At 67.4% G+C, this 24,208-nt stretch carries 27 protein-coding genes and 1 pseudogene; 13 read left to right on the top strand and 15 right to left on the bottom strand.

Annotated features, from left to right (window positions below; genetic code table 11):
* The first annotated feature begins 126 nt into the window (after positions 1-126).
* Both brnQ and HMPREF2581_RS13065 read left to right on the top strand, forming a co-directional pair.
* Positions 127-1,440, top strand: a complete 1,314-nt coding sequence (gene brnQ, locus HMPREF2581_RS13070) for a branched-chain amino acid transport system II carrier protein (protein WP_003113469.1) — start codon at positions 127-129, stop codon at positions 1,438-1,440.
* A 235-nt stretch (positions 1,441-1,675) separates the two neighbouring features.
* Entirely contained in the window at positions 1,676-1,915 is a 240-nt protein-coding gene (locus HMPREF2581_RS13065; RefSeq protein ID WP_003088496.1) for a hypothetical protein, read from the top strand.
* Positions 1,916-1,981: 66 nt separating this feature from the next.
* On the opposite strand, the gene HMPREF2581_RS13060 is transcribed toward HMPREF2581_RS13065, so the two are convergent.
* Positions 1,982-2,329, bottom strand: a complete 348-nt coding sequence (locus HMPREF2581_RS13060) for an I78 family peptidase inhibitor (protein WP_003088494.1) — start codon at positions 2,327-2,329, stop codon at positions 1,982-1,984.
* A 91-nt stretch (positions 2,330-2,420) separates the two neighbouring features.
* A complete protein-coding gene (locus tag HMPREF2581_RS13055) occupies positions 2,421-2,654 on the bottom strand; it encodes a hypothetical protein (RefSeq protein ID WP_003111311.1) in 234 nt (77 codons plus the stop codon).
* A 184-nt stretch (positions 2,655-2,838) separates the two neighbouring features.
* Here HMPREF2581_RS13055 and HMPREF2581_RS13050 point away from each other — a divergent pair, with 184 nt between their 5' ends.
* Positions 2,839-3,339, top strand: coding sequence for a hypothetical protein (locus HMPREF2581_RS13050; protein ID WP_003139775.1), 501 nt, complete (start codon positions 2,839-2,841; stop codon positions 3,337-3,339).
* A 20-nt stretch (positions 3,340-3,359) separates the two neighbouring features.
* Here the strand turns inward: HMPREF2581_RS13050 and HMPREF2581_RS13045 are convergent, their stop codons facing one another.
* Together HMPREF2581_RS13045 and HMPREF2581_RS13040 are read right to left on the bottom strand one after the other, a co-directional pair.
* Positions 3,360-3,731: a 5-carboxymethyl-2-hydroxymuconate Delta-isomerase gene (locus tag HMPREF2581_RS13045; RefSeq protein WP_003139776.1), complete on the bottom strand. Its 372-nt coding sequence runs from the start codon at positions 3,729-3,731 to the stop codon at positions 3,360-3,362.
* 294 nt (positions 3,732-4,025) lie between these two features.
* A complete protein-coding gene (locus HMPREF2581_RS13040; RefSeq protein WP_003111314.1) occupies positions 4,026-4,361 on the bottom strand; it encodes a hypothetical protein in 336 nt (111 codons plus the stop codon).
* 303 nt (positions 4,362-4,664) lie between these two features.
* On the opposite strand from HMPREF2581_RS13040, the gene HMPREF2581_RS13030 reads away from it, so the two are divergent.
* A complete protein-coding gene (locus tag HMPREF2581_RS13030) occupies positions 4,665-6,254 on the top strand; it encodes an ABC-F family ATPase (RefSeq protein ID WP_003111315.1) in 1,590 nt (529 codons plus the stop codon).
* An 86-nt stretch (positions 6,255-6,340) separates the two neighbouring features.
* Here HMPREF2581_RS13030 and HMPREF2581_RS13025 read toward each other — a convergent pair whose 3' ends face one another.
* On the bottom strand, positions 6,341-6,607 hold the full coding sequence (locus tag HMPREF2581_RS13025; protein ID WP_003088334.1) for a hypothetical protein: 267 nt from the start codon (positions 6,605-6,607) through the stop codon (positions 6,341-6,343).
* 106 nt (positions 6,608-6,713) lie between these two features.
* On the bottom strand, positions 6,714-7,322 hold the full coding sequence (gene azoR2, locus HMPREF2581_RS13020; RefSeq protein ID WP_003088332.1) for an FMN-dependent NADH-azoreductase AzoR2: 609 nt from the start codon (positions 7,320-7,322) through the stop codon (positions 6,714-6,716).
* 147 nt (positions 7,323-7,469) lie between these two features.
* Between azoR2 and HMPREF2581_RS13015 the strand changes: the two genes are divergently transcribed.
* Positions 7,470-8,405, top strand: coding sequence for a LysR substrate-binding domain-containing protein (locus HMPREF2581_RS13015; protein ID WP_003139777.1), 936 nt, complete (start codon positions 7,470-7,472; stop codon positions 8,403-8,405).
* Between the two features lie 10 nt (positions 8,406-8,415).
* On the opposite strand, the gene HMPREF2581_RS13010 is transcribed toward HMPREF2581_RS13015, so the two are convergent.
* Both HMPREF2581_RS13010 and HMPREF2581_RS13005 read right to left on the bottom strand, forming a co-directional pair.
* On the bottom strand, positions 8,416-9,132 hold the full coding sequence (locus HMPREF2581_RS13010; RefSeq protein WP_003132686.1) for a DUF1294 domain-containing protein: 717 nt from the start codon (positions 9,130-9,132) through the stop codon (positions 8,416-8,418).
* A gap of 71 nt (positions 9,133-9,203) precedes the next feature.
* Positions 9,204-10,037 (bottom strand): undecaprenyl-diphosphate phosphatase, encoded by an 834-nt coding sequence (locus HMPREF2581_RS13005; RefSeq protein WP_003088326.1) that lies wholly within the window; start codon positions 10,035-10,037, stop codon positions 9,204-9,206.
* Between the two features lie 281 nt (positions 10,038-10,318).
* Here HMPREF2581_RS13005 and pnuC point away from each other — a divergent pair, with 281 nt between their 5' ends.
* From pnuC to HMPREF2581_RS12965, 8 genes are all read left to right on the top strand, one after another.
* Entirely contained in the window at positions 10,319-10,894 is a 576-nt protein-coding gene (gene pnuC / locus HMPREF2581_RS13000) for a nicotinamide riboside transporter PnuC (RefSeq protein ID WP_003088324.1), read from the top strand.
* Complete coding sequence (locus HMPREF2581_RS12995; RefSeq protein WP_003139778.1) at positions 10,891-11,418, top strand: AAA family ATPase; 528 nt, start codon at positions 10,891-10,893, stop codon at positions 11,416-11,418. Before pnuC ends, HMPREF2581_RS12995 begins: the two co-directional genes overlap by 4 nt.
* A 302-nt stretch (positions 11,419-11,720) precedes the next feature.
* On the top strand, positions 11,721-12,212 hold the full coding sequence (locus HMPREF2581_RS12990; protein ID WP_003117397.1) for a hypothetical protein: 492 nt from the start codon (positions 11,721-11,723) through the stop codon (positions 12,210-12,212).
* Positions 12,209-12,778 (top strand): hypothetical protein, encoded by a 570-nt coding sequence (locus HMPREF2581_RS12985; RefSeq protein ID WP_003111321.1) that lies wholly within the window; start codon positions 12,209-12,211, stop codon positions 12,776-12,778. The genes HMPREF2581_RS12990 and HMPREF2581_RS12985 overlap by 4 nt, the downstream gene beginning before the upstream one ends.
* Before the next feature lie 56 nt (positions 12,779-12,834).
* A complete protein-coding gene (locus HMPREF2581_RS12980) occupies positions 12,835-13,857 on the top strand; it encodes a hypothetical protein (RefSeq protein WP_003088317.1) in 1,023 nt (340 codons plus the stop codon).
* Positions 13,858-13,918: 61 nt separating this feature from the next.
* Positions 13,919-14,599 carry a C39 family peptidase gene (locus HMPREF2581_RS12975; RefSeq protein WP_003117395.1) on the top strand — a complete coding sequence of 227 codons (681 nt, stop codon included), beginning with the start codon at positions 13,919-13,921 and terminating at the stop codon, positions 14,597-14,599.
* Positions 14,600-14,612: 13 nt separating this feature from the next.
* Positions 14,613-15,365: a hypothetical protein gene (locus tag HMPREF2581_RS12970; RefSeq protein ID WP_003139780.1), complete on the top strand. Its 753-nt coding sequence runs from the start codon at positions 14,613-14,615 to the stop codon at positions 15,363-15,365.
* 60 nt (positions 15,366-15,425) lie between these two features.
* The gene (locus HMPREF2581_RS12965) at positions 15,426-16,691 is read left to right on the top strand and encodes a transporter (RefSeq protein ID WP_003088309.1); all 1,266 of its coding nucleotides are present in this window, start codon (positions 15,426-15,428) and stop codon (positions 16,689-16,691) included.
* 133 nt (positions 16,692-16,824) lie between these two features.
* On the opposite strand, the gene rbsK is transcribed toward HMPREF2581_RS12965, so the two are convergent.
* The 7 genes and pseudogenes from rbsK to HMPREF2581_RS32955 all read right to left on the bottom strand — a co-directional run.
* Entirely contained in the window at positions 16,825-17,751 is a 927-nt protein-coding gene (gene rbsK / locus HMPREF2581_RS12960; RefSeq protein WP_003088307.1) for a ribokinase, read from the bottom strand.
* A 53-nt stretch (positions 17,752-17,804) separates the two neighbouring features.
* Entirely contained in the window at positions 17,805-18,818 is a 1,014-nt protein-coding gene (locus HMPREF2581_RS12955) for a LacI family DNA-binding transcriptional regulator (RefSeq protein WP_003139784.1), read from the bottom strand.
* A gap of 3 nt (positions 18,819-18,821) precedes the next feature.
* Positions 18,822-19,820, bottom strand: coding sequence for an ABC transporter permease (locus tag HMPREF2581_RS12950; RefSeq protein WP_003088303.1), 999 nt, complete (start codon positions 19,818-19,820; stop codon positions 18,822-18,824).
* A gap of 23 nt (positions 19,821-19,843) precedes the next feature.
* Complete coding sequence (locus HMPREF2581_RS12945) at positions 19,844-21,376, bottom strand: sugar ABC transporter ATP-binding protein (RefSeq protein WP_003119159.1); 1,533 nt, start codon at positions 21,374-21,376, stop codon at positions 19,844-19,846.
* Between the two features lie 21 nt (positions 21,377-21,397).
* Positions 21,398-22,357, bottom strand: a complete 960-nt coding sequence (locus tag HMPREF2581_RS12940; protein WP_003139787.1) for a sugar ABC transporter substrate-binding protein — start codon at positions 22,355-22,357, stop codon at positions 21,398-21,400.
* Between the two features lie 218 nt (positions 22,358-22,575).
* Positions 22,576-23,904, bottom strand: a complete 1,329-nt coding sequence (locus tag HMPREF2581_RS12935; protein ID WP_003139790.1) for a sigma-54 dependent transcriptional regulator — start codon at positions 23,902-23,904, stop codon at positions 22,576-22,578.
* Between the two features lie 135 nt (positions 23,905-24,039).
* Positions 24,040-24,208 (bottom strand): annotated as a pseudogene (locus HMPREF2581_RS32955) (RimK family alpha-L-glutamate ligase); the annotation flags it as partial.

Genomic DNA, 24,208 nt, shown 5'->3' with positions numbered 1-24,208 from the left:
CGGCCCGGCTCCCACAAGGACGGCGGCCGCCTCCCCTGCTCGTCCCATCCAGATGAGTGCCGTTTCCCCTACCCCCCCGGGAAACCCTTCTGTGAATTTCCTCGAGCAGCGCGGTACCTCTCCAGCATGAACGCTTTGAAAGGCCGGGACATCCTGGCGCTTGGTTTTATGACCTTTGCCCTGTTCGTCGGGGCCGGCAACATCATCTTCCCGCCCATCGTCGGCTTGCAGTCCGGCCCCCATGTGTGGCTGGCGGCGCTGGGCTTCCTGATCACCGCGGTGGGGCTGCCGGTGATCACCGTGATCGCCCTGGCCAAGGTCGGCGGTTCGGTCGACGCCCTCAGCCATCCGATCGGCAGGTATGCCGGCGGCCTGCTGGCGGCGGTCTGCTACCTGGCGGTCGGCCCGCTGTTCGCCATTCCGCGCACCGCCACGGTGTCCTTCGAGGTCGGCGTGGTGCCGCTGCTCGGCGAGAGCGGCACGGCGCTGTTCGTCTACAGCCTGGCGTACTTCCTCCTCGCCCTGGCCATCTCCCTCTACCCCGGTCGCCTGCTGGACACCGTCGGACGCTTCCTCGCCCCGCTGAAGATCCTCGCCCTGGCGATTCTCGGCGTCGCCGCCTTCCTCTGGCCCGCCGGCCCGATCGGCACGGCCCAGCCGGAGTACACCCAGGCCGCGTTCTCCCAGGGTTTCGTCAACGGCTACCTGACCATGGACACCCTCGCCGCGCTGGTCTTCGGCATCGTCATCGTCAACGCCATCCGTTCCCGCGGCGTGCAGTCGCCGCGGCTGATCACCCGCTACGCCATCGTCGCCGGGCTGATCGCCGGCGTCGGCCTGGTGCTGGTCTACGTCAGCCTGTTCCGGCTCGGCGCCGGCAGCCATGCCATCGCCGCCGACGCCAGCAACGGCGCGGCGGTCCTGCATGCCTACGTGCAACATACCTTCGGCAGCCTCGGCAGCTCGTTCCTGGCGGGACTTATCGCGCTGGCCTGCCTGGTCACCGCGGTCGGCCTGACCTGCGCCTGCGCCGAGTACTTCTGCCAGCGCCTGCCGCTGTCCTACCGCAGCCTGGTGATCATCCTGGCAGGGTTCTCCTTCATCGTTTCCAACCTCGGCCTGACCAAGCTGATCCAGGTCTCGATCCCGGTGCTCACCGCGATCTATCCGCCCTGCATCGTGCTGGTGGCGCTGAGCTTCTGCATCGGCCTCTGGCATTCGGCGACGCGCATCCTCGCCCCGGTGATGCTGGTTTCCCTGGCGTTCGGCGTGCTCGATGCCCTGAAGGCGGCGGGCCTGGGCCAGGACTTCCCGCAATGGCTGCTGCACCTGCCGCTGGCCGAACAGGGCCTGGCCTGGCTGATCCCCTCGGTCGCCACTCTCGCCGCCTGCAGCCTGGTCGACCGCCTGCTGGGCAAGCCTGCGCAAGTCGCCGCCTGAGCAGGCCCCAGCGGCCTGCCGCCTGTTCTCCCGGCCGAGCGCGGGACATGCCGGCGGGCGGCGCCAATTGCGGCGTCCGCCCCACGGCCCGGCTGGCGCCTGCCGCCGCCGGCAGCGCTTCTTCCCGCGTTCAGCCGAACGAATAAGCACTATCGAGCGGGATGATTTCTAGCGCAGCGGCGCGGTTGTTAGCCTTTCGACCATTCCCCCAGGAAAGCGAATCCAGGAGCCGGTCATGGCCAAGGCACTCATCAGCGTACTGTTGTTCTCCCTCGCCCTCGCCGGCTGCGCCAGCGACTACAACCCCTCTCGCCCGTACAGCAGCGACGAGGTCAGGCAACTGGCGCTGGAAGACCTGGCCCGGCGCAGCCTGTCGTTCGAGGAATACCAGGCCAAGCGTCAGGCGATTCTCGAGGAAAAACCGCAAACCGCCGTCAGCCAGTCCAACGCCGCCCTACGCAGTACCGCCATCTGAGGCCTTTTCGAACGGCCAAGAGAAAGCCCCGCGATGCGGGGCTTCTTCGTATTCGGGGGTGGACGGTCAGCCGCAGGACAGGCGCTTGATCACCAGCGTGTCGTCGACATCGATGTTCAGCCGGCGCGGGTTGTAGTCCATGGTCACCGCATCGTGCGGGCGCAGCGCCCGGGCGACTTCCGCTCCGGCGGCGCGGCGGGCCTCCTCGACGATGGCCGCGGAAGCCTGCTTGCCGACATAGGCCTGCACCGCATTGGCATCGCAACGGCCGTCCGCTGCCGGGGTGGCCGCGGGCGCGCTGGCGCTGCCGGTGGCTACGCTGGCGCCTTCGGTGGACGGGCTGTCGCCGTTGCTGCTGCAACCGGCGAGCAGGGCCGCGAGAACGAGTGCACTGGAAAACTGCTTCAAAGGCATACCGCCTCCTCTGATCTTCTGGGATCGCCACCTTACCAGTGGCATGGGTTTCCTGGCGAAACTGCAATCCGCGCTGACAAATTCGCCAGCTTCAGTCGCCGCTCAGGCGCTGCAGTTCGCGACGCACCATGGCCGCGTATTCCGGCGGACGCAGGAGGTAGAGCTGGCCCGCGACCCAGTCCAGCCAGCGGCCGCCCTGTTCGGCGCGGGCGTCGAGCAGGCGCCGCGCCTCTTCCTCCGCCCGTTGCCGGTGCTGCCGATGGAATGCCTGGCGCTTCGACAGGCCGGAAGCATCTCCGGTTCGATCGTCGGGAGTGTCGGTCATGGCTCTCTTCGCAACCTGCTGTACAAGCCGGACATTCTAACCGCGGAACGCCGTTGCCGTTCGCGGCAAGCGCTTGCCTCCGCCCCGCCCTGCGCCATGCGCCGAGCCCTCTGGCGCGGGGTTCGGCGACCTGGCACGGCCCTTGCGACGGAGCGGCGGTCATTCATTTCCATGGAGGCAGGTCATGAACAGCATCGGTCCCGCCAGCCTTTCCGGCTGGTCTGCGCGTTACCCGAACAACCAGCGGCAAGCCAGCACCGAGATCGGCAACGGCGATCTGCTGAAACCGCGCCCCGCCCTCGGCACGCCATTGCGCAACGAGGCCGCCGATCCCGCCACGGAGTCCGCCCGCCAGGCCCTGGACGAGGGTTTCGCGAAGCTGAACCTGACGCTGAAGCAGAACCAGGCGAATGCCACTGCCGGCGCCAGCGAAGGCAAGTCGGCCTATGACGAGTTCAAGGAGTACATGCAGAAATCGCCCGCCGAGCGGATGCGCGAGCAGGTCCTGAAGAGCCTCGGCCTGACCGAGGAGGAACTGGACGCGATGCCGCCGGAGAAACGCGAACAGGTGGAGAAAGGCATCGGCGAACGCATGCGCGAGATGATCGCCATGCAGAACGGCCAGGCGCCGGGACGGCAAGAGGACCCGACGCAGGCCGGCGCGACGCTGAACGCCTGGATCTGAGCCAGGCGCGCGCCAGTCTCTCAGCGCTGCCGGGCGACGACGCGCTTGGCGTAGCTGGCGCGCTCCATCTCGCGCACTTCGACGCTGACCTGCACGCCCTCCTCGCCGCCGCCCGCCACCGCTCCGGCGAGCACCTCGCCCAGCACCTCGCCCAGCGCCTGGCGGGTCGCCGCGTCGCGCCCGTCGAGGATCGACAGGCAGGCATGCAGGTAGGCGCGCTCGACCGCTGCGGTTCCCTGCCGGTAGGCCTCCAGGGTGACGAAGCGCGACTTGATGTCCGCCTCGCCGAATTGCCCGGAAGCGAACAGCGCGGCATTGGCCTGCTCCAGCAGTTCGCCGGGGGACGTTTCGAGGCGGAGGTTGGCAGTGGCTTCGATAACGAGATGCGGCATGCTGGCGGGCCTTGCGGGGAATGGAGAGCGGGATTCTAGCGGCTCGACGAGCGATGCGACAGCCGGCCTGCGCCTGCGTGGCTCAGATCAACCCGGCGGCCGCGAAAGCCCGCGCGTAGATGGCGCGGATCAGCGGTTCCTTGCGCCGGTTGTAGTCCGCCACCCGTTGCTCGCCGTCGGCCGAAGCGCGCTTGGCGGCTGGCCGTCGACCCAGGGATTTTCCAGCGGGTCGCTGTCGTGATGACGGACAATATCGGCGGCACCGGGCATGGACATTCCCTCCGGTGGGATCGTTCAGCGCGTCTCGCAGGCCTGCCGCTGGCCCTTGGCCGGCGTGTACAGGTAGCCGGGTGTGTCGCCCGCCTGGCGGTACAGGACCGAACCGTCGCTATAGGAAATCGCGCTCAGCGCCTGGCCATCGGCGAGGCTGCGGACATCACCGCCCAGCGACTGGACGCTGCTGCCGTCGGGCAGCTTGAGACTGGCGAAACCGTCGATCACCTCGAGTTTGCCGAAGTCTCCGCAGTGCAACGCCAGCGGCCCGGAAGCCGCCTTCCGGTCCGACGACGAATCCCCGCAACCGCCCAGCAGCGACAGAACCAACAACGCGGGGAGAACAGCGGGCTTCATCGGGGAGTCCTTTGCGGATGAGCGGAAGACGGGACTCTACCACCTGCCGGGCAGCGGGAAAAACCGCTTCGGCGTACGCTGTCATGCAACGGCAGGCGCACCTGTGAGACAATTCGCCGAATGCCAGGCATCACACCCCGCCTTCATCGCGCTACAGCCACGTCATGACGCTGGCTGCGGCACTCCACGAATGCCCGCAGGATCGCCCCATGCTCCAGATGGAGCGCAGCGGAAAGCCGAGACCGGTAGCAGACCGGTATCGCCATGGTCCAGGCGTGCGTAAGTCCTCTATAGGTAAAGAAGTTGATCTCCACCGCGAATATCACCATGCAGTTCGGCGCCAAGCCGCTGTTCGAGAACGTTTCCGTCAAGTTCGGCAACGGCAACCGCTACGGCCTGATCGGCGCCAACGGTTGCGGCAAGTCGACCTTCATGAAGATCCTCGGCAACGACCTGGAGCCGAGCGCCGGCCAGGTCATGCTGGAACCCAACGTGCGCCTGGGCAAGCTGCGCCAGGACCAGTTCGCCTACGAGGACTTCAGCGTCATCGATACGGTGATCATGGGCCACGAGGAACTCTGGGCGGTGAAGGCCGAGCGCGACCGCATCTACTCCCTGCCGGAAATGAGCGAGGCAGATGGCATGGCGGTGGCCGAGCTGGAAGTCCAGTTCGCCGAGTTCGACGGCTACACCGCCGAGTCCCGCGCCGGCGAGCTGCTGCTCGGCCTGGGCATCCCGCTGGAGCAGCACTTCGGCCCGATGAGCGCCGTCGCTCCCGGCTGGAAGCTGCGCGTACTGCTGGCCCAGGCGCTGTTCTCGGACCCGGACGTGCTGCTGCTCGACGAACCGACCAACCACCTGGACATCAACACCATCCGCTGGCTGGAAGGCGTGCTCACCGCGCGCAACAGCACCATGATCATCATTTCCCACGATCGGCACTTCCTGAACAGCGTCTGCACCCACATGGCCGACCTGGACTACGGCGAGCTGCGCCTGTTCCCGGGCAACTACGACGAGTACATGACCGCCGCCGAACAGGCCCGCGAGCGCCTGCTGTCGGACAACGCCAAGAAGAAGGCGCAGATCGCCGAGCTGCAATCCTTCGTCAGCCGCTTCTCGGCCAACGCCTCCAAGGCCAAGCAGGCCACCAGCCGCGCCCGACAGATCGACAAGATCCAGCTGGAAGAGGTCAAGCCGTCCAGCCGGGTCAGCCCGTTCATCCGCTTCGAGCAATACAAGAAGCTGCACCGCCAGGCGGTGACCGTGGAAAACATCAGCAAGGGCTATGACGGCAAGCCGCTGTTCAAGGGCCTGAGCCTGCAGGTCGAGGCCGGCGAGCGCGTCGCCATCATCGGCCCCAACGGCATCGGCAAGACCACCCTGTTGCGCTGCCTGGTCGGCGACCTGCCGGTGGACGGCGGCGAGGTGAAATGGACCGACAGCGCCGACGTCGGCTATTTCGCCCAGGACCATGCCGACGACTTCGCCGACGACATGAGCCTGTTCGACTGGATGGCCCAGTGGACCCAGGGCGGCGAACAACTGGTGCGCGGCACCCTCGGCCGCATGCTGTTCTCCAACGACGAGATCAAGAAGTCGGTGAAAGTGATCTCCGGCGGCGAGCAGGGCCGCATGCTGTTCGGCCGGCTGATCCTCAAGCGTCCCAACGTGCTGGTGATGGACGAGCCGACCAACCACCTGGACATGGAGTCCATCGAGGCGCTGAACCTGGCGCTGGACAACTATCCGGGCACGCTGATCTTCGTCAGCCACGACCGCGAATTCGTTTCCTCGCTGGCTACCCGCATCATCGAGCTGGGCGAGAACGGCGTGACCGACTTCAGCGGCAGCTATGACGACTACCTGCGCAGCCAGGGCGTGATCGTCTGAGTCCCCGTCGCGCAACGCAAAAGCCCCGCATCCGCGGGGGCTTTTTCATTCCGGCATGGACGCGCAGGGCCTATGGGGAGCGCGACTCAGTCGACGTAGCCGGCCATCATCGCCGCGCGGGTCGCCAGGCGCTGGCCCTCGGCGATCTTCTCGCGCTGTTCGGCGGTCAGCTCGCGGGGCGGGTGGTCCTTGATGTAGGCAGCCACGTTCACCCCGATGTAGACGATCAGGGCGGCGGCGATCAGGACGTTCTTCGGATTGATGTCCGAGCGCCGCTTGCAGGCTTCGCAGATGCCGTTCTCGACGAGACGGGTCGCTCGGGCGCCGCAGTTGCGGCAGTAACACGCGCTCACAGGCCGGTTCCTTGTGCTTGTAATTGTCCGGTCAATCTACACGCAGCGCGCCGCTGCGCACAACGCGAAAACCCCGCCGAAGCGGGGTTTTCCGATGACGCGGGGATCAGGCCGCGGCGAACTGCCCGGCGATCTGCCGGCGGGCGGCGGCGATGGCCTGGGCGCGGGGCTCCTCGCCATAGGCCAGGCCTTCGGCGCGAACCACTTCGATATCGGTGATGCCGAAGAAGCCCAGCACGGTGCGCAGGTAGCCTTCGTGGGCCGCGCCGGTCGGCTGGCCGGCATGCACGCCACCGGCGGTGGAAACGATCACCACCTTCTTGTCGCCGGCCAGGCCAACCGGGCCGTTCTCGGTGTAGCGGAAGGTCTTGCCGGCGACCGCGATGCGATCGATCCAGGCCTTGAGCTGGCTGGAGATGGTGAAGTTGTACATCGGCGCGCCGATGACCACGACGTCGGCGGCGAGGAACTCTTCCAGCACTTCTTCACCCACCGCGACTTCATGCTTCAGCGCGGCATCGCGCAGCTCCGCCGGGGTGCTGCCGGCGGCCAGGGTCAGGGCGGAGAAATGCGCCACCGCGTCGGCGGCCAGGTCGCGGTAGGTGACGTCAAGCCCGTCTTCGTTCTGCCGCCAGGCCTGGACCAGCTCGGCGCTCAGTTGGCGGGAAGCGGAGGCGTCGCCGAGGATGCTGGAATCGATATGCAAAAGTTTCATGTCTCGCTCCTGAAAGTGGGGGATCGCAGTGTGGCGATCGAGTGGTTTGCATCCTACCGGCAAGGCCAATCGACGATTAGTCGGTAGAAACATGACTATTCGTCCCACACATAGGACAATCTGTTTTTCCCCCAGCGGAGCGCCTGCATGCCCCACGACCTCAACGACCTCTACTACTTCGCCAAGGTGGTGGAATGCGGCGGCTTCGCCGCGGCCGGACGCGAGACGGGGATTCCCAAGTCGCGCCTGTCGCGGCGCATCGCCGAGCTGGAGGAGCGCCTTCAGGTGCGCCTGCTGCACCGCACGACACGCAAGCTGGCGCTCACGGAGGTCGGCGAACGCTATCTGCAGCACTGCCGCAACCTGCTGCTGGAAGCGGAGATGGCCGAACAGGTGATCGCCGAGCTGAGCGTCGAGCCGCGTGGCCGGCTGCGCCTTTCCGCACCGGTGGCCATGGCCTCGAGCAACCTGGCCGACCTGTTGCCGCGGTTTCTCGAACGGCATCCGCAGGTCCAGCTGGAAATCCTCCTGACCAACCGCCGGGTCGACCTGCTCAACGAGGGGGTGGACGTGGCACTGCGCGTGCGCGAACTCGGCGACGAGGACCCTGCGCTGGTCTGCCGGCGCCTGGCTCCGGCGACCACGCAGATCCTCGCCGCCCCGTCGCTGATCGCCGGGCATCGCCTGGAACATCCGGAAGACCTCGAGGACCTGCCCTTCCTCGGCGCTATCCATAACGACCGCAAGGTCCACGCGACCCTGATCGGGCCGGATGGCAGCCGCTACCAGTTGGAACGCGAACCGCGCCTGGGCGTCGACGACTTCGTCCTGCGCAAGAAAGCCGCCGTGGCCGGCCTCGGCGTCACCCTGCTGCCCGAAGGCTACTGCGACAGGGAACTGGCCGATGGCAGCCTGGTGCGCATCCTGCCGCAGTGGACCTTGCCGAAAAGCACCATGCAGGCCGCCTACCTGCCGCGCAGCAGCCAGATTCCGGCGATCCGTGCTTTGATCGACTTTCTCGTGGAAGCCCTGCAACGCCCCTCGGGCGAGACCGGCCCGGCCTACCGCCGCGCCCGCGAGTGAGCCGCGCCGTTCAGCCGATCCACTGCAACAGCGCGGCGGACAGGCGCCCGCCGAGCAGGCTGTCGAGCCAGAACAGCTGGTGCAGCAGGACGATGCCCCAGAACACCAGTTGGAACGAGAGCTTGCGGGTCTTGTGGCGGAACGCCTGCTGCGCGACCAGCGCGCCAGGCCAGCCGCCAAGCAGCTCGAACAGGTGCAGGCGGACCTCCGGGGTACGCCAGTCGCCGCGTGCGGCGCTGCGCTTGTCCTGCCAGTAGAGGGCGAATGCGAGCAGGCTGGCCAGCGGATAGGCCAGCAGCGGCCAGAGGGCCTGTCCGTCCAGGTACATCCGCCAGGCGCCGGCGGCCGGCAGCACGCAGAGGATCAGCAGGACCAGCAGCTTCGCCAACGGGCGCTGCAACGCGCTCGGCGGAGTCGGCGCCGGCCGTGCCTGGGCCCGCGTCACCGGCGCCTGGGCGCCACGGCGGACAGTCGGCGGGTCGAGGGTCAGCGCGTCCAGCCGCGCCCTCTCGGCGCGCAGGCGGCCCTGGGCGTCCTGGCTGGCGAGGAACCACACCTGGTCGCCCTGGCGGGGACGGCGGTCACCGCGGAACGCGGAGATATGCAGGAAGACTTCTTCCCCGCCGGTCTTCGGCAGGATGAAGCCGAAGCCCTTGTCGTCGTACCAGCGGCTGATCATGCCCGGCTTTTCCATATCCACTCGCTCGCTACCCGTTTCGCGCTGCATTCTAGCCACCCGCGGCGGCCAGGCGAAAAAAAACGCGGCTCGCGCCGCGCCTTTTACCTGGTTCCCGGGCCTCACATTTCGCCGGCGGTGCTCCAGTCGATCAGGTGGAATTGCCAGGTCGCCAGGATCAGCAGCCCGAAGGCGATCCGATACCAGGCGAAAGCCGCGTAGCTGTGGTTGCCGATGAACTTCAGCAAGGCACGCACCGCCACCATGGCGAAGACGAACGAGGTGACGAAGCCGACGGCGAACACCGGCAGGTCTTCGGGGCGGAACAGGTCGCGGTACTTGTAGCCGGAATAGACCGCGGCGCCGACCATGGTCGGCATCGCCAGGAAGAACGAGAACTCGGTGGCCGCCTTGCGCGAAAGGCCGAACAGCAGGCCGCCGATGATGGTCGCGCCGGACCGCGAGGTGCCGGGGACCATCGCCAGGCACTGGGCACAGCCGATCTTCAGGGCGTCCTTCCAGGTCATGTCGTCGACGTGTTCGGCGTGGATCACATGCTTCCGGCGCTCGGCCCAGAGCATGACCACCCCGCCCACCACCAGCGCCAGGGCGACGGTGATCGGATTGAACAGCCACTCGTGGATCAGGTCGGCGAACAGGACGCCGAGGACTACCGCCGGGAAGAACGCGATCAGCAGGTTGGCGGTGAAACGCTGGGCCTGGCGCTGGCTCGGCAGGTCACGGACGACTTGAAAGATCTTTCCACGAAACTCCCAGACGACAGCGAGGATCGCCGCCAGCTGGATGATGATGTTGAACGCCTTGGCGCGTTCGCCGCCGAAGCCGATGAGGTCGGCGACGATGATCTGGTGCCCGGTGCTGGAAATCGGCAGGAACTCGGTCAGCCCTTCCACGACGCCCAGGATGAACGCCTGGAAAGCAGTCCACCACTCCATGTTTCTCCCCCTTCTACTACTGTCCCGAACGAGCTTTCGTTGTTCTCGGCGATACACTTGCCGTCTTTTATGAAGGCCTTACGACTCCGAAGAACCCGACCAGTTCCCCCACTGCCGAAGTCGAAACCGGCGGGCATGCTACCAGAGCGGCCGGCAAAGAATCTTGGAATTGTTGCCGGCCGGCGTCCGAACGAATCCGTCCGCGCCCCCCTTTTTCCCAGGCCTTCGCGAAGCGCCGGATACATTCGCTACAATGCGTCCTCGTCGCATGAGGGCCTTCCGTGTCACCCCTTGAACTCTTCGCCGCTTCGCTCGGCGCCATCGCCGTCTACCTGACCGTCCGCCAGAATCCCTGGTGCTGGCCCATCGGACTGGTGATGGTGGCGCTCTACGCCTGGATATTCTTCGAGGTGAAGCTTTATTCGGACATGCTCCTGCAAATGGTCTACGCGGCGCTACAGCTCTATGGCTGGTGGCAGTGGACCCGCGGCGGGCAGGACCACGACGGCCGCTCGGTGAGCCGCCTGAACGCCGCGCAGCGCCTCTACGGGCTCGGTGCGGGCCTGGTCGGCAGCGTCGCGCTCGGTTACCTGATGGCCAACCACACCGATGCCGCCAGTCCCTGGTGGGACGCCGGATTGACCGCCTTCAGCCTGGTGGCGCAATGCTGGATGGCGCAGAAGCGCCTGGAATGCTGGGCCCTGTGGATCGCCGTGGACGTGCTGTTCGTGGCGCTCTTCGCCAGCAAGGCGCTGTACCTGACCGCCGCCCTCTACGCCCTCTTCACCCTGCTGGCGATCCACGGCTGGCGGACCTGGCGCCGCGACCCGGCATTACGCGAGGGCGTCGCCGCATGAAGGTGCTGGTACTCACCGGGCCCGAATCCAGCGGCAAGAGCTGGCTTGCGGAGCAGCTCCAGGCCCGCTTCGGCGGCCGGGTGGTCGGCGAGTACGTCCGCCACTTCATCGACGAACAGCGCCGCGACACCTGCTACGCCGACATCCCCGCCATCGCCCGCGGGCAACTGGCCTGGGAGGATGCCGCCCGCGCGGAGCGGCCGGCGCTGCTGATCCTCGATACCCACCTGCTGAGCAACATCCTCTGGAGCCGGATTCTCTTCGGCGCCTGCCCGGACTGGCTCGAACCCGCCCTGCTGCGGCGGCGCTACGACCTGCACCTGCTGCTCTCGCCGGAGGGCGTAGCCTGGATCGCCGACGGCCAGCGCTGCCAGCCGGAACTGGCGCAGCGCCAGGCATTCCATCGCGAATGCCATGCCTGGCTGGAGCGGCATCGGCAGCCCTACCGCGCCATCGCCGGCGACTGGGCCGAGCGCCGGCGCCAGGCTTTCGCCGCAGTGCAAGGGCTGCTCCGGGACGGCTGACGGGCCGGCCCTGTCACGCCGCCGATACACCGCCAGCGCGGTCCGGCCCTTGGCGCAGAGCGTTTCGCGACGGCACCGCGGAAAGCTGTCTCGGCGCTGAAACAGCTCCAGGCGCGTCCCCGGCAGGCTTCGCCCCCTGGTTGGCGGGCCTGCTGTTGCACGGATGCAACACTGTCCGCCAGGTTCCCCCGGCACTCACGGCCAAGTCCTTGATGGACAAGGAAAGCGCAAAACCGGCACGCCCCATGCTCGCTCCCTGCCAACGCTGATTAGGGCTCAGCGCCAACGAAGGAAGCGCCATCATGTCGGGGAGTTCGCTACGCATCGTCGTTCCAGCGCTGCTGGTCATCGTCGGCTCCGTGCCGGCGAACCTCCCGCCCGCGCATGCGGCGGACGGCACGATCGTCGTCCAGCGCCAGGTCCAGCCACGGGTCGCCTACCGTCCGAGCATGGTGCCCGACCCACATCCCACCGTCGTCGACACCAACGTCTCCGCCGAGGTCAACGCCCTCGCCAACGGGGCTGCCAGCGGCAATACCGTGAGCCGCGAACTGGGCGATGCCGACTTCGCCATCGTGACCAGCGGTTCCGGGATTCGCAGCATGATTCTCCCCGGCGGCGCCCTGCCGGGTTTCGCCAACCAGCCGGCGAACCCGGCGACGGTCCAGGCCGTCGGCAACCTCGGCACCACCCACGGCGCGGGAGGCGGCGCCGGCGCCGGCCTCGCCGGGCAGATCAACGGCAGCCTCAAGCAGGGCCTGGCGCCGCTGCAGATGCTCGGGGGTGGTCAATGAAGCGCCTGTCCGCCCTCCTCCTCGCCTTCGCCTGTATCGCGTCGCTCCAGGCCGACCCGCTGGCCTCACGCAATCGCGCCAGCATCGATGCCAGCGGCACCTACCGCGGCAACTTCGCCCTCAACCAGGCCGCCGGCGACGCCCAGCAACAGAGCAACGTTCGTGTCGTCGCGGTCGGCTCCGCGGCCCTCGTCGGCAGCGACCAGCGCCAGCATCTGCAACTCGACGCCAGCCAGCCGATCGCGGCCAGCGCCAGCATCTCGGGGGCGGCGCTGCGCGGCAGCGGCATCCTCGGCGTCAACCAGGGCGCCGGCCTCGGCAACCAACAGATCAACGCCTTCCGGCTGAGCGTCAGCAACGGCCCGGAAAGCCTGGATGACAGCGTTCTCGCGCAAAGCGTGGCGCTGACCAAAGTCTCCGGTTCGGCCACTCCGGTCCCGGGAGGACGCAGCGTCTCGACGGACGATCGCGCCTTCGCCGGGAGCAGCGGCGTGGTGCAGGTGAACCAGAGCGCTGGGGTGGGCAATCAGTCGATGAACACCCTCAGCGTCAGGGTCATGGAATGACTCTGCCAAGCCAACACAAGCCCAACACTAAGCACAGAAATGCAAGGAGAAACGCCATGAAAGCGACTATGGTCCTGACCCCGCTGGCCCTGGCAATGGCTGCAGTGCTGTCGGTATCGGCCTACGCCGGAAACGAAGGTGGCTGGCACCCGCCGAAACCCAACCCGCAGTCGAACAACAAGGGCGGAGCCACGGCCCTGGTGGTGGATACGCAGCAGAACTACAACAACAAGGTCAGCAACTTCGGCACGGTGAACAATGCCTCGGTGAGCGGCTCGATCAAGGATGCCTCGGGCAACGTCGGGGTCAACGTCGCCGCCGGCGACAACAACCAGCAGGCCAACGCCGCCGCGCTGGCCAGCGCCGACGCCAGCTTCGTGTTCGGCACCGCGACCGCCAGCACCAGCGTGCTGCAGAGCGGCTACGGCAATACGCTGAACAACTACTCCAACCCCAACACCGCATCGCTGAGCAACTCGGCCAACAACGTCTCGGGCAACCTGGGCGTGAACGTCGCCGCCGGCAACTTCAACCAGCAGAAGAACGACCTGGCCGCCGCCGTCTCCAACGGCCAGTACAGCACTGCCGGTAGCGCCGCGTCGCAGACCTCCACCGGCAACACCACCGTCAACAGCGCCAACTACGCCTATGGCGGCACCTACGTGTCGCTGAAGCTGAACGCCGACGGCAGCTACAAGGGCACCTCCGACCAGATCGGCAACGTCTACCTCGACACCTGGGAAGGCCAGACCCATCCGGGCGGCAGCAATACCGGCCACATCGACGTGGACAGCCAGGCCCAGGGCGCCAAGGACCTGAACCACGACGGCGGCGCGTTCGCCTTCAAGGAAAAGGGCGACGTCGACCTGAAAGGCACGGTATCCGGCTTCATCCCGGCGATCGTCGGCTTCAAGACCCCGGTCACCAACAACGCCAGCCTGAGCAACTCGTTGCAGAACGTCTCGGGCAACGTCGGGGTGAACATCGCCGCCGGTGGCGGCAACCAGCAGAGCAACTCCCTGTCCATCGCCGCCGGTTGCAGCAGTTGCCCGGCCGGTGGCGAGAGCCTTGGCTTCTGATCCTGGCCCAGGGGTTCCGGCGCCAGCCGGAACCCTTTTCCATCCGACACAGGAATCGGCCATGCGCACGCTCATCCTTTCCCTGCTGCTGCTCGTCGACCTCACCGCCCAGGCGGCGACCCTCGGCTTTCCCGCCCTGCCCGGCGGCGGCCTGGTCTACAAGCAGGTGCAGAGCATCCGCGAGCGGCGCTTCGCCGACCTGGTCGAGCAGAAGACCGATTTCAGCTGCGGCGCCGCGGCCCTCGCGACCATCCTGGAGAAGGCCTACGGCGCCCCGCTCGACGAGCAGGCGGTGATCCAGGGCATGCTCGCCCACGCCGACCCGGAGATCGTCCGCACCCAGGGCTTCTCCATGCTCGACATGAAGCGCTACGTCGAATCCATGGGCATGCGCGCGCGCGGCTACCGGATCGAGGCGGCGCAACTGGAACAACTGAAGATCCCCGCCATCGTGCTGATGGAAATCCGCGGCTACAAGCACTTCGTCGTCCTGCAACGCACCCAGGGCGAGTACGTGTACGTGGGTGACCCGGCGCTGGGGCACAAACGCTACGCGCTGACAGAGTTCGCCAAGGGCTGGAACGGCATCGTCTTCGCCGTGATCGGCCAGGGATACGACCGCGGCAATCCGCTGCTGACGCCGCCCGAACCGCTGACCGCGCGCAATCGCCTGGACCGCTTCAAACCGGTCAGGGACGCCGAACTGATGGAGTTCGGCTTCATCCAGAGCGATTTCTTCTGATCGCAGGAGCCGGATGCTCCGGGAGCACGCCATGTACCCGCACCACTGCTTCGTCCTCGCCTGCTGCCTGGGCGCTGCGCTGCCCGCCCCCGCCAGCGACCTCTTCGCCCCCGCCGAACTGAGCGACCAGGAGCTTTCCCAGTTGCGCGGGCGCTACGTGCTGCCGGGGCGGATCGTCAGCTTCGGGGTGACCATGAGCAGCACCTGGCAGAACGCCAGCGGCCAGGTCCTCGGCGCACGCGTCGACCTGCAGGTGCGGCAGAACCTGGCGCGCCCGGTCCTCAACGTCACCCTGGTCGATCGGCCAGGCGACGCCCCGCCACCCGTCGCCGGCAACGGCCAGGTCCTCGGCGGCGCCGGACTGGCGCAGACCCAGGGGGTCAGCCAGAGCATCCGCACCGCCGGCGACCACAACAGCGCCAGCAATGGCGTCAGCATCGAGGTCCGCCACGGCGAGGCGCCGCCGCCACTGCCGGGCGGCACGCCGCTGGAAGGTGCGCTCGCCCTCAGCGGCGAGGCCGGGACGGTGAAGGTCACGCCGAACGGCGGCGCCCTGCAACTGGCGATCCAGGCCAGCGGCCAGGGCGCCAGCCTGCAAAGCCTCGGCGCCGGCGGCCTGGTGCAGAGCGTGGCGCTCAGCGGAAACCGCAACCTGGTGCAGAACCTGGCGGCGCTCGAGGTGATGCTCAAGGACCGGCCGGGCGCCGATCCGGCACTGAATTGCGCCTGGGAGCAATTGCGCGCGCTGCGCCCCAGCGGCTACTGAAAGTTGATCTAGTCTGAAATCACTGTGCTATCGGAAGGCCATAAAAACGGAACGGCAAACATGACCCAGACACTCTCGCTGCGAGCTGTCCTCTGCGCCACCACCCTGGTTTCCCCGTTCCTGGCGCAGGCCGCGACGGAGTCCGAGGTCGAGGCGCTGAAGAAGGAACTCCTGGAGCTGCGCCAACGCTACGAGGCCCAGCAGAACGCCCTGATGGTCCTCGAACAGCGCGTGCGCCAGGTCGAGGCGCAACCCCAGGCGCCGCAGCCGCAACGCCTGGTCAAGTCGATCCAGCCGCCGGCGCAGGCGCGCAACGACGCCAACGCGGTCGCCGGCACCTACGGCGCCAGCCTCAAGGACGATGGCGCGCCCGCGCCCAGCGTGGAAAACATCTACCAGGACGCCAGCGGCTTCTTCGGCGGCGGCACCTTCAGCCTGGAGACCGGCCTCACCTACAGCCACTACGACACCCGCCAGTTGTTCCTCAACGGCTTCCTGGCGCTGGACTCGATCTTCCTCGGCAACATCGGCGTGGACCAGATCGATGCCGACATCTGGACCCTCGACCTGACCGGCCGCTACAACTGGAACCAGCGCTGGCAGGTGGATATCAACGCCCCGGTGGTCTATCGCGAATCGACCTACCAGTCCGCCGGCGCCGGCGGCTCGACCTCGCAGATCACCGAGAAATCGGTGACCGGCGACCCACGCCTAGGCGACGTCAGCTTCGGCGTCGCCTACAAGTTCCTCGACGAAAGCGAGAGCACCCCGGACGCGGTGGTCAGCCTGCGGGTCAAGGCGCCCACCGGCAAGGATCCCTACGGCATCAAGCTGAAGCAGGTACCGGGCAACAACAACCTCAACGTGCCCGACGACCTGCCCACCGGCAACGGCGTCTGGTCGATCACCCCGGGCATCTCGCTGGTGAAGACGGTGGACCCGGCGGTGCTGTTCGGCAGCCTGTCGTATACCTACAACTTCGAAGAGTCGTTCGACGACATCAACCCGCAGCAAGGCGTGAAGACCGGCGGCAAGGTCAAGCTCGGCAACTGGTTCCAACTCGGCGTCGGCGTGGCCTTCGCGCTGAACGAGAAGATGAGCATGTCGTTCTCCTTCTCCGAACTGATCAGCCAGAAGAGCAAGGTCAAGCAGGACGGCCAAAGCTGGCAGACCGTCAGCGGCAGCGACGCCAACGCCGGCTACTTCGGCCTGGGCATGACCTATGCGGTGAGCAACAGGTTCAGCATCGTGCCCAGCCTGTCCATCGGCATCACTCCGGACGCGCCGGACTTCACCTTCGGCGTGAAATTCCCCTACTACTTCTGAGGGGCCACCGTTCGAGCCTGGGCATGCCTTACCCCTCGAAGGGATGCGTGAGCCTGGGAGCGATCCTCGCCTAGCTGCGCAGGGCGGATAACGCCGCAGGCGTTATCCGCCGGTAGCAACGGCACCGTCCCTCTCAAGCCTCGCCAGCGAGCGCCCGCTCGACTTCCTCGCGCGAGGGGATCGAGGTCTGCGCGCCGAGGCGGGTCACCGAGATCGCCGCGGCGGCCTGGCCGAAGCGGATCGCCGCCGCCTCGTCGAGGCCGCGCGCAAGGGCCGCGGCGAAGCCACCGACGAAGGTGTCGCCGGCCGCCGTGGTATCCAGCGCCTTGACCCGCGCCACCGGGAAATGCTCGACCCGCCCCTCGCCCACCAGCAGGGCGCCCTGGGCGCCGAGGGTGACGATCACCCTGCCGGCGCCCATTTCGCGCAGGCGCTCGGCGGCACGTCCGGCGCTCTCCAGGGAGTCCACCGGCAGGCGGCAGAGCAGTTCGCTTTCGGTCTCGTTGGGGACCAGGTAGTCCACCAGCGGCAGCCAGTCCGCCGGCACGTCGCGGGTGGCCGGCGCCGGGTTGAGGATCACCGTCTTGCCCAGCGCATGGGCCCGGCGCAGCACATGGCCAACCGTCTCCAGCGGGCTTTCCAACTGGCAGACCACCACCTGCGCCTGCTCCAGCAAGTGTTCGTGGCGCGCCAGCACGGCCGGCGACAGGTGGCCGTTGCCGCCGGCGACGATGACGATGGCGTTCTGGCTGCTGTCGTCGACCACGATCAGCGCCACCCCGCTGGACTCCCCGGCCACCCGCTCGACGCCCTGGCAGTCGATGCCCTCGGCCTGCAGCGCGCGGTACAACTGGTCGCCGTAGGCATCGTCGCCAAGGCAGCCGATCATCGCCACCCCAGCGCCGAGACGCGCCGCGGCGACCGCCTGGTTGGCGCCCTTGCCGCCGGGAATGGTGGTGAAGGACTGCCCGGCGAGGGTCTCGCCGCCCCGTGGCAGGCGCGGCGCGCGCACTACCAGGTCCATGTTCAGGCTGCCCACCACCAGTACTTTCGCTTGCATCGTTGCGTCCTTGTTCCAGCCTCTCTCTAGCGAGGGCGCCCCCGGCGCCCGGTTCAGACCCGCACCAGCGGCGGCGCGGTGGATTCGCGCAGGATCAGCGCCGGCGCCACCACCCGCCGCTGCATCGGCTCCTCGCGCTCGGCGATGCGTTGCAGCAGCAGTTGCGCGGCGATCTCGCCGAGCAGGCGGATCGACTGGCCCACGGTGGTCAAGGCGGGAAACACGAAGCGGCTCAGCTCGATATCGTCGAAGCCGATCACCGACAGTTCGTGCGGCACCCTGATATTCAGCTCGGCCGCGGCGCGCAGCACGCCGATGCCGATCATGTCGTTGCCGGCGACGATCGCCGTCGGTCGCTCGCCCTCGCCGCCCAGCAGGCCGAGCGCCGCGTGGTAGCCGCCGGGGCTGCTGAACTCGCTTTCCAGCAGCCACTGCGGGCGCACCTCCAGGCCGGCCTTGGCCATCGCCCGCCGGTAGCCCTCGACCCGCAGCGTCGAGACCTTGGTCGACAGCGGCCCGCCGATGCAGGCGATGTCGCGATGGCCCAGTTCGAGCAGGTGGCGGGTCGCCAGGTAGGCGCCCATCTCATGGTCGATCTGCACCCGGTCGGCTTCCACGCCTTCCACCTCGCGGTCGACGATCACGGTCGGCGTGCGCATGTTCGCCAGCCCCTTGGCCAGCGCGCCGTCGCCGCCGGCGGACGCCAGGACCAGGCCGTCGATGCGTTTCTCCTGGAGCACGCGCAGGTAGTTGGCCTGCTTCTGCGGGTTGTCGTCGGAGTTGCAGAGGATCACGCAGTAGCCGTTGCGCTCGCAGCAATCCTCGATGCCCCGCGACAGCTCGGCGAAATACGGGTTGGTGCTGTTCGGCACCAGCAGGCCGATGATCGAGGTGGTGCGCACCTTCAGCGAGCGCGCCACCGCGCTGGGCACGTAGTGCAGCTGCGCGATGGCGTCCTCGACCTTCTTGCGCACCGCGTCGCTGACCGGCCGCGTCCTGTTCACCACATGCGATACGGTGGTGAAGGAAACCCCCGCCATCGCCGCCACGTCCTTCATTGTCGCCATCGTTCAGCCCTGTCTGCGGGCGCGATGGCTGCGGTAGGTATCCAGCACCACCGCTACCACGATCACCGCCCCGGTAATGATTCGTTTGGTCGGCTCCGACGCACCGATCTGCGCCAGCCCCGCCGCCAATACGGAAATGATCAGCACGCCGAAGAAGGTGCTGACCACCGAACCTCGCCCGCCCATCAGGCTGGTGCCGCCGATCACCACCGCGGCGATGACCTGGAGTTCCAGGCCGACCCCGGCGTTGGGATCGGCCGCTTCCAGACGCGAGATCTGGAACAGCGCGGCCAACCCGGCGAGCAGCCCCATCAGGGCGAATACTGCAATCTTATAGGGTTTCGGGTTCACACCGGCCAATCGCACCGCTTCTTCGTTGGTGCCGATGCCGATCAGGTAGCGGCCGAACACCGTGCGGGTGAGCACCGCCTGGGCGGCGAACATCACCAGCAGGGCGATCACGAAGGCCGGCGAGATGCCGAACGCCAGCGGATTGGACAGCCAGGCATAGGCGTCGCCGATATAGGCCGTGCGCGAGTCGGTCATCTGGTAGGCCAGCCCACGGGCCATCTCCAGCACCCCGAGGGACACGATGAACGAGGGAATCCGCCAGGCCACCGTGATCGAACCGGTGACGCAGCCGGCCAGGGTCGCGCAGGCCATCCCGAGCATCGCCGCCGGCAGCACGCCCCAGCCCCAGCCGAGCGTCGCCAGGCTTACCGCCGAGGCCGCCAGGGCCAGCACCGAACCTACCGAGAGATCGATGCCGCCGACGATCAGGATGAAGGTCATGCCCACCGCCAGCACCACCAGGTCGGGGATCTGGTTGGCGATGGCGAGGAAGGTGCCATAGCTGAGGAAGTGGCTGCTCAGCGCCGAGAACAGCGCGATCATCGCCAGCAGCGCGCCGGCCAGGCCGAGGTAGGTGCCCAGGCCGAAATAGTTGCCGCGTCGCAGGGTTGGCGCTGCGGCGGCGGTAGCGGAAGACGTCGGGTCGCTCATTTCTGGTTCCTTGCGTTGCGTATTCACGACGTCGCCAGCAGCGCGTCGCGTTTCTTGTAACCGGCGAAGGCCGCCGCCAGCAGCGCGTCCTGGGTCCAGGCATCGCGCTCGAAGGTGTCCACCATACGTCCCGCCGAGAGCACGCCGATGCGATCGCAGATCAGCATCAGCTCGCGCAGGTCGCTGGACACCACCACCAGCGCCTTGCCCCGGCGGGTCAGTTCGGCGAGCAAGGCATAGATGTCGAACTTGGCGCCGACGTCGATGCCCCGGGTCGGCTCGTCGAACAGCAGCACCTGGCAGTCGCGTTCCAGCCAGCGGCCGATCACCACCTTCTGCTGGTTGCCGCCGGACAGTTCGCCCACCGCCTGCGCGGTGTCCGCGCAGCGCACCCGCAGCGCCTCCACCTGGCGCCGCGCCAGGGCTTCCTCGCGGCGCCGGTCGATCACCCCGTGGCGCGCCAGCGCCGGCAGGTTGCCCAGGGCCAGGTTGGCGCTGATCGACTGGTCCAGCAGCAGGCCCTCGCCCTTGCGGTCCTCGGTGATCAGCGCCACCCCCTGGCGCACCGAGTCGGCCGGCGAACGCAGGCTCAGGCGCTGCGGCGGATCGCCGAGCAGGACCTGCCCACCGTCGGCGCGGTCGGCGCCGTAGATCAGGCGCAACAATTCGGTGCGCCCGGAGCCGATCAGTCCGGAAATGCCGAAGATCTCCCCCGCGCGCACCTCGAACGACACCTCATGCACCTTGCCGCGCCGGCTCAACCGCTCCACCCGCAGCAGCGGCGCACCGGTCTGCCGTGGGCCCAGGTCGAAGCGCTCGCCCAGCTCGCGGCCGACCATCAGGGTCACCAGTTGGTCGGCGTCGTAGCGCTCGATCGGCTCGACGCAGACCAGGCGGCCATCGCGCAACACCGCGATGCGCTGCGAAATCCGCGCCAGTTCCTCCAGTCGATGGGAGATGTAGACGATCGCCACGCCGCGTTCGCGCAGCCGCTCGACCTGCTCGAAGAGCATGTCCACTTCGCGCGCGGTAAGCATCGCCGTGGGTTCGTCGAGGATCAGCAAGCGGCAGTCGCCGATCAGGTTGCGGGCGATCTCGACCATCTGCTGGTGGCCGATACCGAGGTCGCCGACCAGCGTGTCGGGATCGATCGCCTCCAGGCCGACCTGGGCCATCGCCTCGCGGGCCGCCGCGCGCAGGCGCCGACGGTCGATCCAGCCGGCGCGCCGGGGCAGGTCGTGGAGGAACAGGTTCTCCGCCACCGACAGGGTCGGCAGCAGGTTCAGTTCCTGCATCACCATGCGCACGCCCAGCGCCTCGGCCTCGCGGCGGCTAGCGGGGGCGTAAGGCCGGCCGAGGAGCTCCAGGCTGCCGGCGCCGGGACGTTCCAGGCCGCCGACGATCTTCGACAGGGTGCTCTTGCCGGCGCCGTTCTCGCCGGTCAGGGCCAGCACCTCGCCGCCGAACAGTTGCAGGTCGATCTCCGCCAGCACCGGCTGCGCGTAGGTCTTGCCGACCCCGCGGATGCTCAGCAGCGGCAATGCGTCGCTAGACATGGGAAGGCTCCATCGGACGGCTCAGGGCGCGGTCACCAACTCGACAGGCGTCTCGACCACGCCGTCCTTCTCATGTTCCGGGGCTTGCCCAGCAAGCAGCTTGAGCGCGGTCTGGATACCGAACACCGCCTGCTTCGCGGCGAACTGGTCGGCAGTAGCCAGCACCCGGCCATCCTGGAGCATCGGCTTGATCGCCTGGATATTGTCGTAGCCGACCACCTTCACCTGCCCGGCGCGGCCCGCCGCGCGCACCGCCGATACCGCGCCGAGGGCCATGCTGTCGTTGCCGGCGAGCAGCGCCTTGAGGTCCGGATGCTCGTTGAGCATCGCCGAAGCCACCGCGTTGCCCTTCTCGATTTCCCAGTTGCCCGACTGCAAGGAGACGATCTTCATCCCCGCCGCGTCCATCGCATCCTTGAAGCCGGCGGTGCGCTGCTGGGCATTGGTGGTCGTGGAGACCCCTTCGATGATGCCGACCTCGTCACCGGCCTTCAGTCGCTTCGCCAGGTACTCGCCGACCAGCCGCGCGCCCTTGCGGTTGTCGGGACCGACGAAGGGCACGCCGATCTTCTTCGCCTGCAGCACCTGCGGGTCGAAGCGGTTGTCGATGTTGACCACCACGATGCCGGCGTCCAGCGCTTTCTTCACCACCGGCACCAGCGCCTTGGAATCGGCCGGCGCGATCACCAGTGCGTCGACCCCGGAAACGATCATCTGCTCGACGATGCGGATCTGGCTGGAGGTATCGGTCTCGTCCTTGATGCCGTTGGAAACCAGTTCGAACCGGTCGGCATGCTCCTTCTGGTAGGCCTTGGCGCCGTCCTCCATGGTCAGGAAGAACTCGTTCGCCAGCGACTTCATCACCAGCGCGATCCTGGGCTTCTCGGGAGTTTCCGCGTGGACGGCGGACAGGGGCAGGAACGAGGAACAGGCAGTCAGCACAACGGCAGCCAACAGGCGCCGGGAAGCGACCCGCTTCATGGTGTATCCTCCAGCTTTTCTTATCGTTGTATTGAGGCTTTTCCAGGAGATTATCCAGACGCAAACGTTTGCGTTAGGTGAATATGCGTCGATCTGACAGATTCTGTCAATCACCACGAGCAACTGTCGCGAACCGGTCGGGATCGGTTGGATTCTAGTTCGCTACGGCTGGGAAACGCAGGATATTTTGCTTGGCCGGCAGATCTCCCGCCGCCCGCTCAGCGCAACCGGTGCTTGTGCAACAGGCGGTAGAAGGTCGGCCGCGACACCCCGAGCATCCGCGCGGCCACGCTGAGGTTGTCGCCGTAGCGGGCCAGCGCGTCGCACATCGCCTGGCGCTCGGCGCAGAGCTTGTAGACCTCCAGGCTGGACAACGGCGGGCCGTCGCCGCGCGCGCATTCCAGGCCGAGGTCCTGGGCCTCGATCTGCTTTCCCTCTGCCAGGACCAACCCGCGACGCACCCGGTTGGCCAGTTCGCGGACGTTGCCCGGCCAGGCGTGCATCGCCATCGCCGCCAGCGCGTCCTCGCTGAAGCGGCGCGGGCGGCGGCCGGTCTCCAGGCTGTAGAGCCGGGAGAAATGATTGGCCAGCAGCGGCAGGTCCTCGCTCCGTTCGCGCAACGGCGCGGTGCCGACCTGCAGGACGTTGAGCCGGTAGTAGAGGTCCTCGCGGAACGTCCCGGCGTCGATCGCCGCCTCCAGGTCGACATGGGTCGCCGCCAGCACCCGCACGTCCACCTCGACCGGCCGGCTACCGCCGACCCGCTCGATCTGCTGTTCCTGGAGAAAGCGCAACAGGTTGGCCTGCAACTCCAGCGGCAGGTCGCCGATCTCGTCGAGGAACAGGGTGCCGCCGTCGGCCGCCTCGATCCGTCCGACCTTGCGCTGGTGCGCGCCGGTGAAGGCGCCCTTCTCGTGGCCGAACAGCTCGGACTGGATCAGGTGCTCGGGAATCGCCCCGCAGTTGATCGCGACGAACGGCTTGTCCACGCGCCGCGACTGCCGGTGCAGGGTACGCGCGACCAGTTCCTTGCCGGTGCCGCTCTCGCCCCGGATCAGTACCGGCGAGTCGGTCGGTGCCAGCTTCGCCAGCAGCCGGCGCAGGTCGCGTACGGCCAGGCTCTCGCCGAGCAGTTCGTGCTCGCCCTCGGCATCGCCGGGCACCGTGCCGCGCCCGCGCAGGCGGGCCATGCCGAAGGCGCGGCCGAGGGTCACCTGCACCCGCGCCATGTCGAACGGCAAGGTATGGAAGTCGAAGAACCATTCGCAGACGAAATCGCCGACGCCATTCAGCGGCAAGGTGTCCGGGCTGAGCACGGCGATCCACTCGGTGCCGCTGCGGCTGATCAGGTCCTTCACCGTCTCCGGCCGCTCCAGGTGGAACGGCCGCAGGCGCAGCAGACCGACGTCGCAAGCGCGTTCGCGCGCCGTTTCCAGCGCGCAGCTGTCCACTGCCCAACCCGCCTCGCGAAGGCCCGGCAACAGGCGCCGGCAATCGTCGCACGGGTCCACCACCAGCAGACGGCGGAGGTTCGATGCATCTAACATGTGTGCTCCTTTGCGGCGCCAATTCTTTGAACCGTCATAAAAACGGCATGCTGGCGCTCTGAAAGGAAAATCTAGCAATTTTTTGACGCGCGAAAGTGAATCTTTGTTTATATCGCCAATGCCGAAATCGTCTTATCAGTCGTAGCCGCGACGCTTGACTTCCAGGCGCCGGACGAACTCCTCCAGGACCAGCTTGTAGAGGTCGTCGCCGAGGTAGACATCCTCCACCCCGCAGTCGATGTTCGGGTTGTCGTTCACCTCGATCACCACCACCTTGTCGCCGGCCTGCTTCAGGTCCACCCCG

It is taken from the genome of Pseudomonas sp. HMSC057H01 (genome assembly GCF_001836405.1).
Classification (GTDB): domain Bacteria; phylum Pseudomonadota; class Gammaproteobacteria; order Pseudomonadales; family Pseudomonadaceae; genus Pseudomonas; species Pseudomonas aeruginosa.
This window is presented reverse-complemented; position numbering and strand designations above follow the sequence as displayed.

Bases quoted from the DNA above. Each gene is read 5' to 3' on its own strand.
- brnQ (WP_003113469.1), top strand. From the start codon at position 127: ATGAACGCTTTGAAAGGCCGGGACATCCTGGCGCTTGGTTTTATGACC.
- HMPREF2581_RS13065 (WP_003088496.1), top strand. From the start codon at position 1,676: ATGGCCAAGGCACTCATCAGCGTACTGTTGTTCTCCCTCGCCCTCGCC.
- HMPREF2581_RS13060 (WP_003088494.1), bottom strand. From the start codon at position 2,329: ATGCCTTTGAAGCAGTTTTCCAGTGCACTCGTTCTCGCGGCCCTGCTC.
- HMPREF2581_RS13055 (WP_003111311.1), bottom strand. From the start codon at position 2,654: ATGACCGACACTCCCGACGATCGAACCGGAGATGCTTCCGGCCTGTCG.
- HMPREF2581_RS13050 (WP_003139775.1), top strand. From the start codon at position 2,839: ATGAACAGCATCGGTCCCGCCAGCCTTTCCGGCTGGTCTGCGCGTTAC.
- HMPREF2581_RS13045 (WP_003139776.1), bottom strand. From the start codon at position 3,731: ATGCCGCATCTCGTTATCGAAGCCACTGCCAACCTCCGCCTCGAAACG.
- HMPREF2581_RS13040 (WP_003111314.1), bottom strand. From the start codon at position 4,361: ATGAAGCCCGCTGTTCTCCCCGCGTTGTTGGTTCTGTCGCTGCTGGGC.
- azoR2 (WP_003088332.1), bottom strand. From the start codon at position 7,322: ATGAAACTTTTGCATATCGATTCCAGCATCCTCGGCGACGCCTCCGCT.
- HMPREF2581_RS13015 (WP_003139777.1), top strand. From the start codon at position 7,470: ATGCCCCACGACCTCAACGACCTCTACTACTTCGCCAAGGTGGTGGAA.
- HMPREF2581_RS13010 (WP_003132686.1), bottom strand. From the start codon at position 9,132: ATGCAGCGCGAAACGGGTAGCGAGCGAGTGGATATGGAAAAGCCGGGC.
- HMPREF2581_RS13005 (WP_003088326.1), bottom strand. From the start codon at position 10,037: ATGGAGTGGTGGACTGCTTTCCAGGCGTTCATCCTGGGCGTCGTGGAA.
- HMPREF2581_RS12995 (WP_003139778.1), top strand. From the start codon at position 10,891: ATGAAGGTGCTGGTACTCACCGGGCCCGAATCCAGCGGCAAGAGCTGG.
- HMPREF2581_RS12990 (WP_003117397.1), top strand. From the start codon at position 11,721: ATGTCGGGGAGTTCGCTACGCATCGTCGTTCCAGCGCTGCTGGTCATC.
- HMPREF2581_RS12985 (WP_003111321.1), top strand. From the start codon at position 12,209: ATGAAGCGCCTGTCCGCCCTCCTCCTCGCCTTCGCCTGTATCGCGTCG.
- HMPREF2581_RS12980 (WP_003088317.1), top strand. From the start codon at position 12,835: ATGAAAGCGACTATGGTCCTGACCCCGCTGGCCCTGGCAATGGCTGCA.
- HMPREF2581_RS12975 (WP_003117395.1), top strand. From the start codon at position 13,919: ATGCGCACGCTCATCCTTTCCCTGCTGCTGCTCGTCGACCTCACCGCC.
- HMPREF2581_RS12970 (WP_003139780.1), top strand. From the start codon at position 14,613: ATGCTCCGGGAGCACGCCATGTACCCGCACCACTGCTTCGTCCTCGCC.
- HMPREF2581_RS12965 (WP_003088309.1), top strand. From the start codon at position 15,426: ATGACCCAGACACTCTCGCTGCGAGCTGTCCTCTGCGCCACCACCCTG.
- rbsK (WP_003088307.1), bottom strand. From the start codon at position 17,751: ATGCAAGCGAAAGTACTGGTGGTGGGCAGCCTGAACATGGACCTGGTA.
- HMPREF2581_RS12955 (WP_003139784.1), bottom strand. From the start codon at position 18,818: ATGGCGACAATGAAGGACGTGGCGGCGATGGCGGGGGTTTCCTTCACC.
- HMPREF2581_RS12950 (WP_003088303.1), bottom strand. From the start codon at position 19,820: ATGAGCGACCCGACGTCTTCCGCTACCGCCGCCGCAGCGCCAACCCTG.
- HMPREF2581_RS12945 (WP_003119159.1), bottom strand. From the start codon at position 21,376: ATGTCTAGCGACGCATTGCCGCTGCTGAGCATCCGCGGGGTCGGCAAG.
- HMPREF2581_RS12940 (WP_003139787.1), bottom strand. From the start codon at position 22,357: ATGAAGCGGGTCGCTTCCCGGCGCCTGTTGGCTGCCGTTGTGCTGACT.
- HMPREF2581_RS12935 (WP_003139790.1), bottom strand. From the start codon at position 23,904: ATGTTAGATGCATCGAACCTCCGCCGTCTGCTGGTGGTGGACCCGTGC.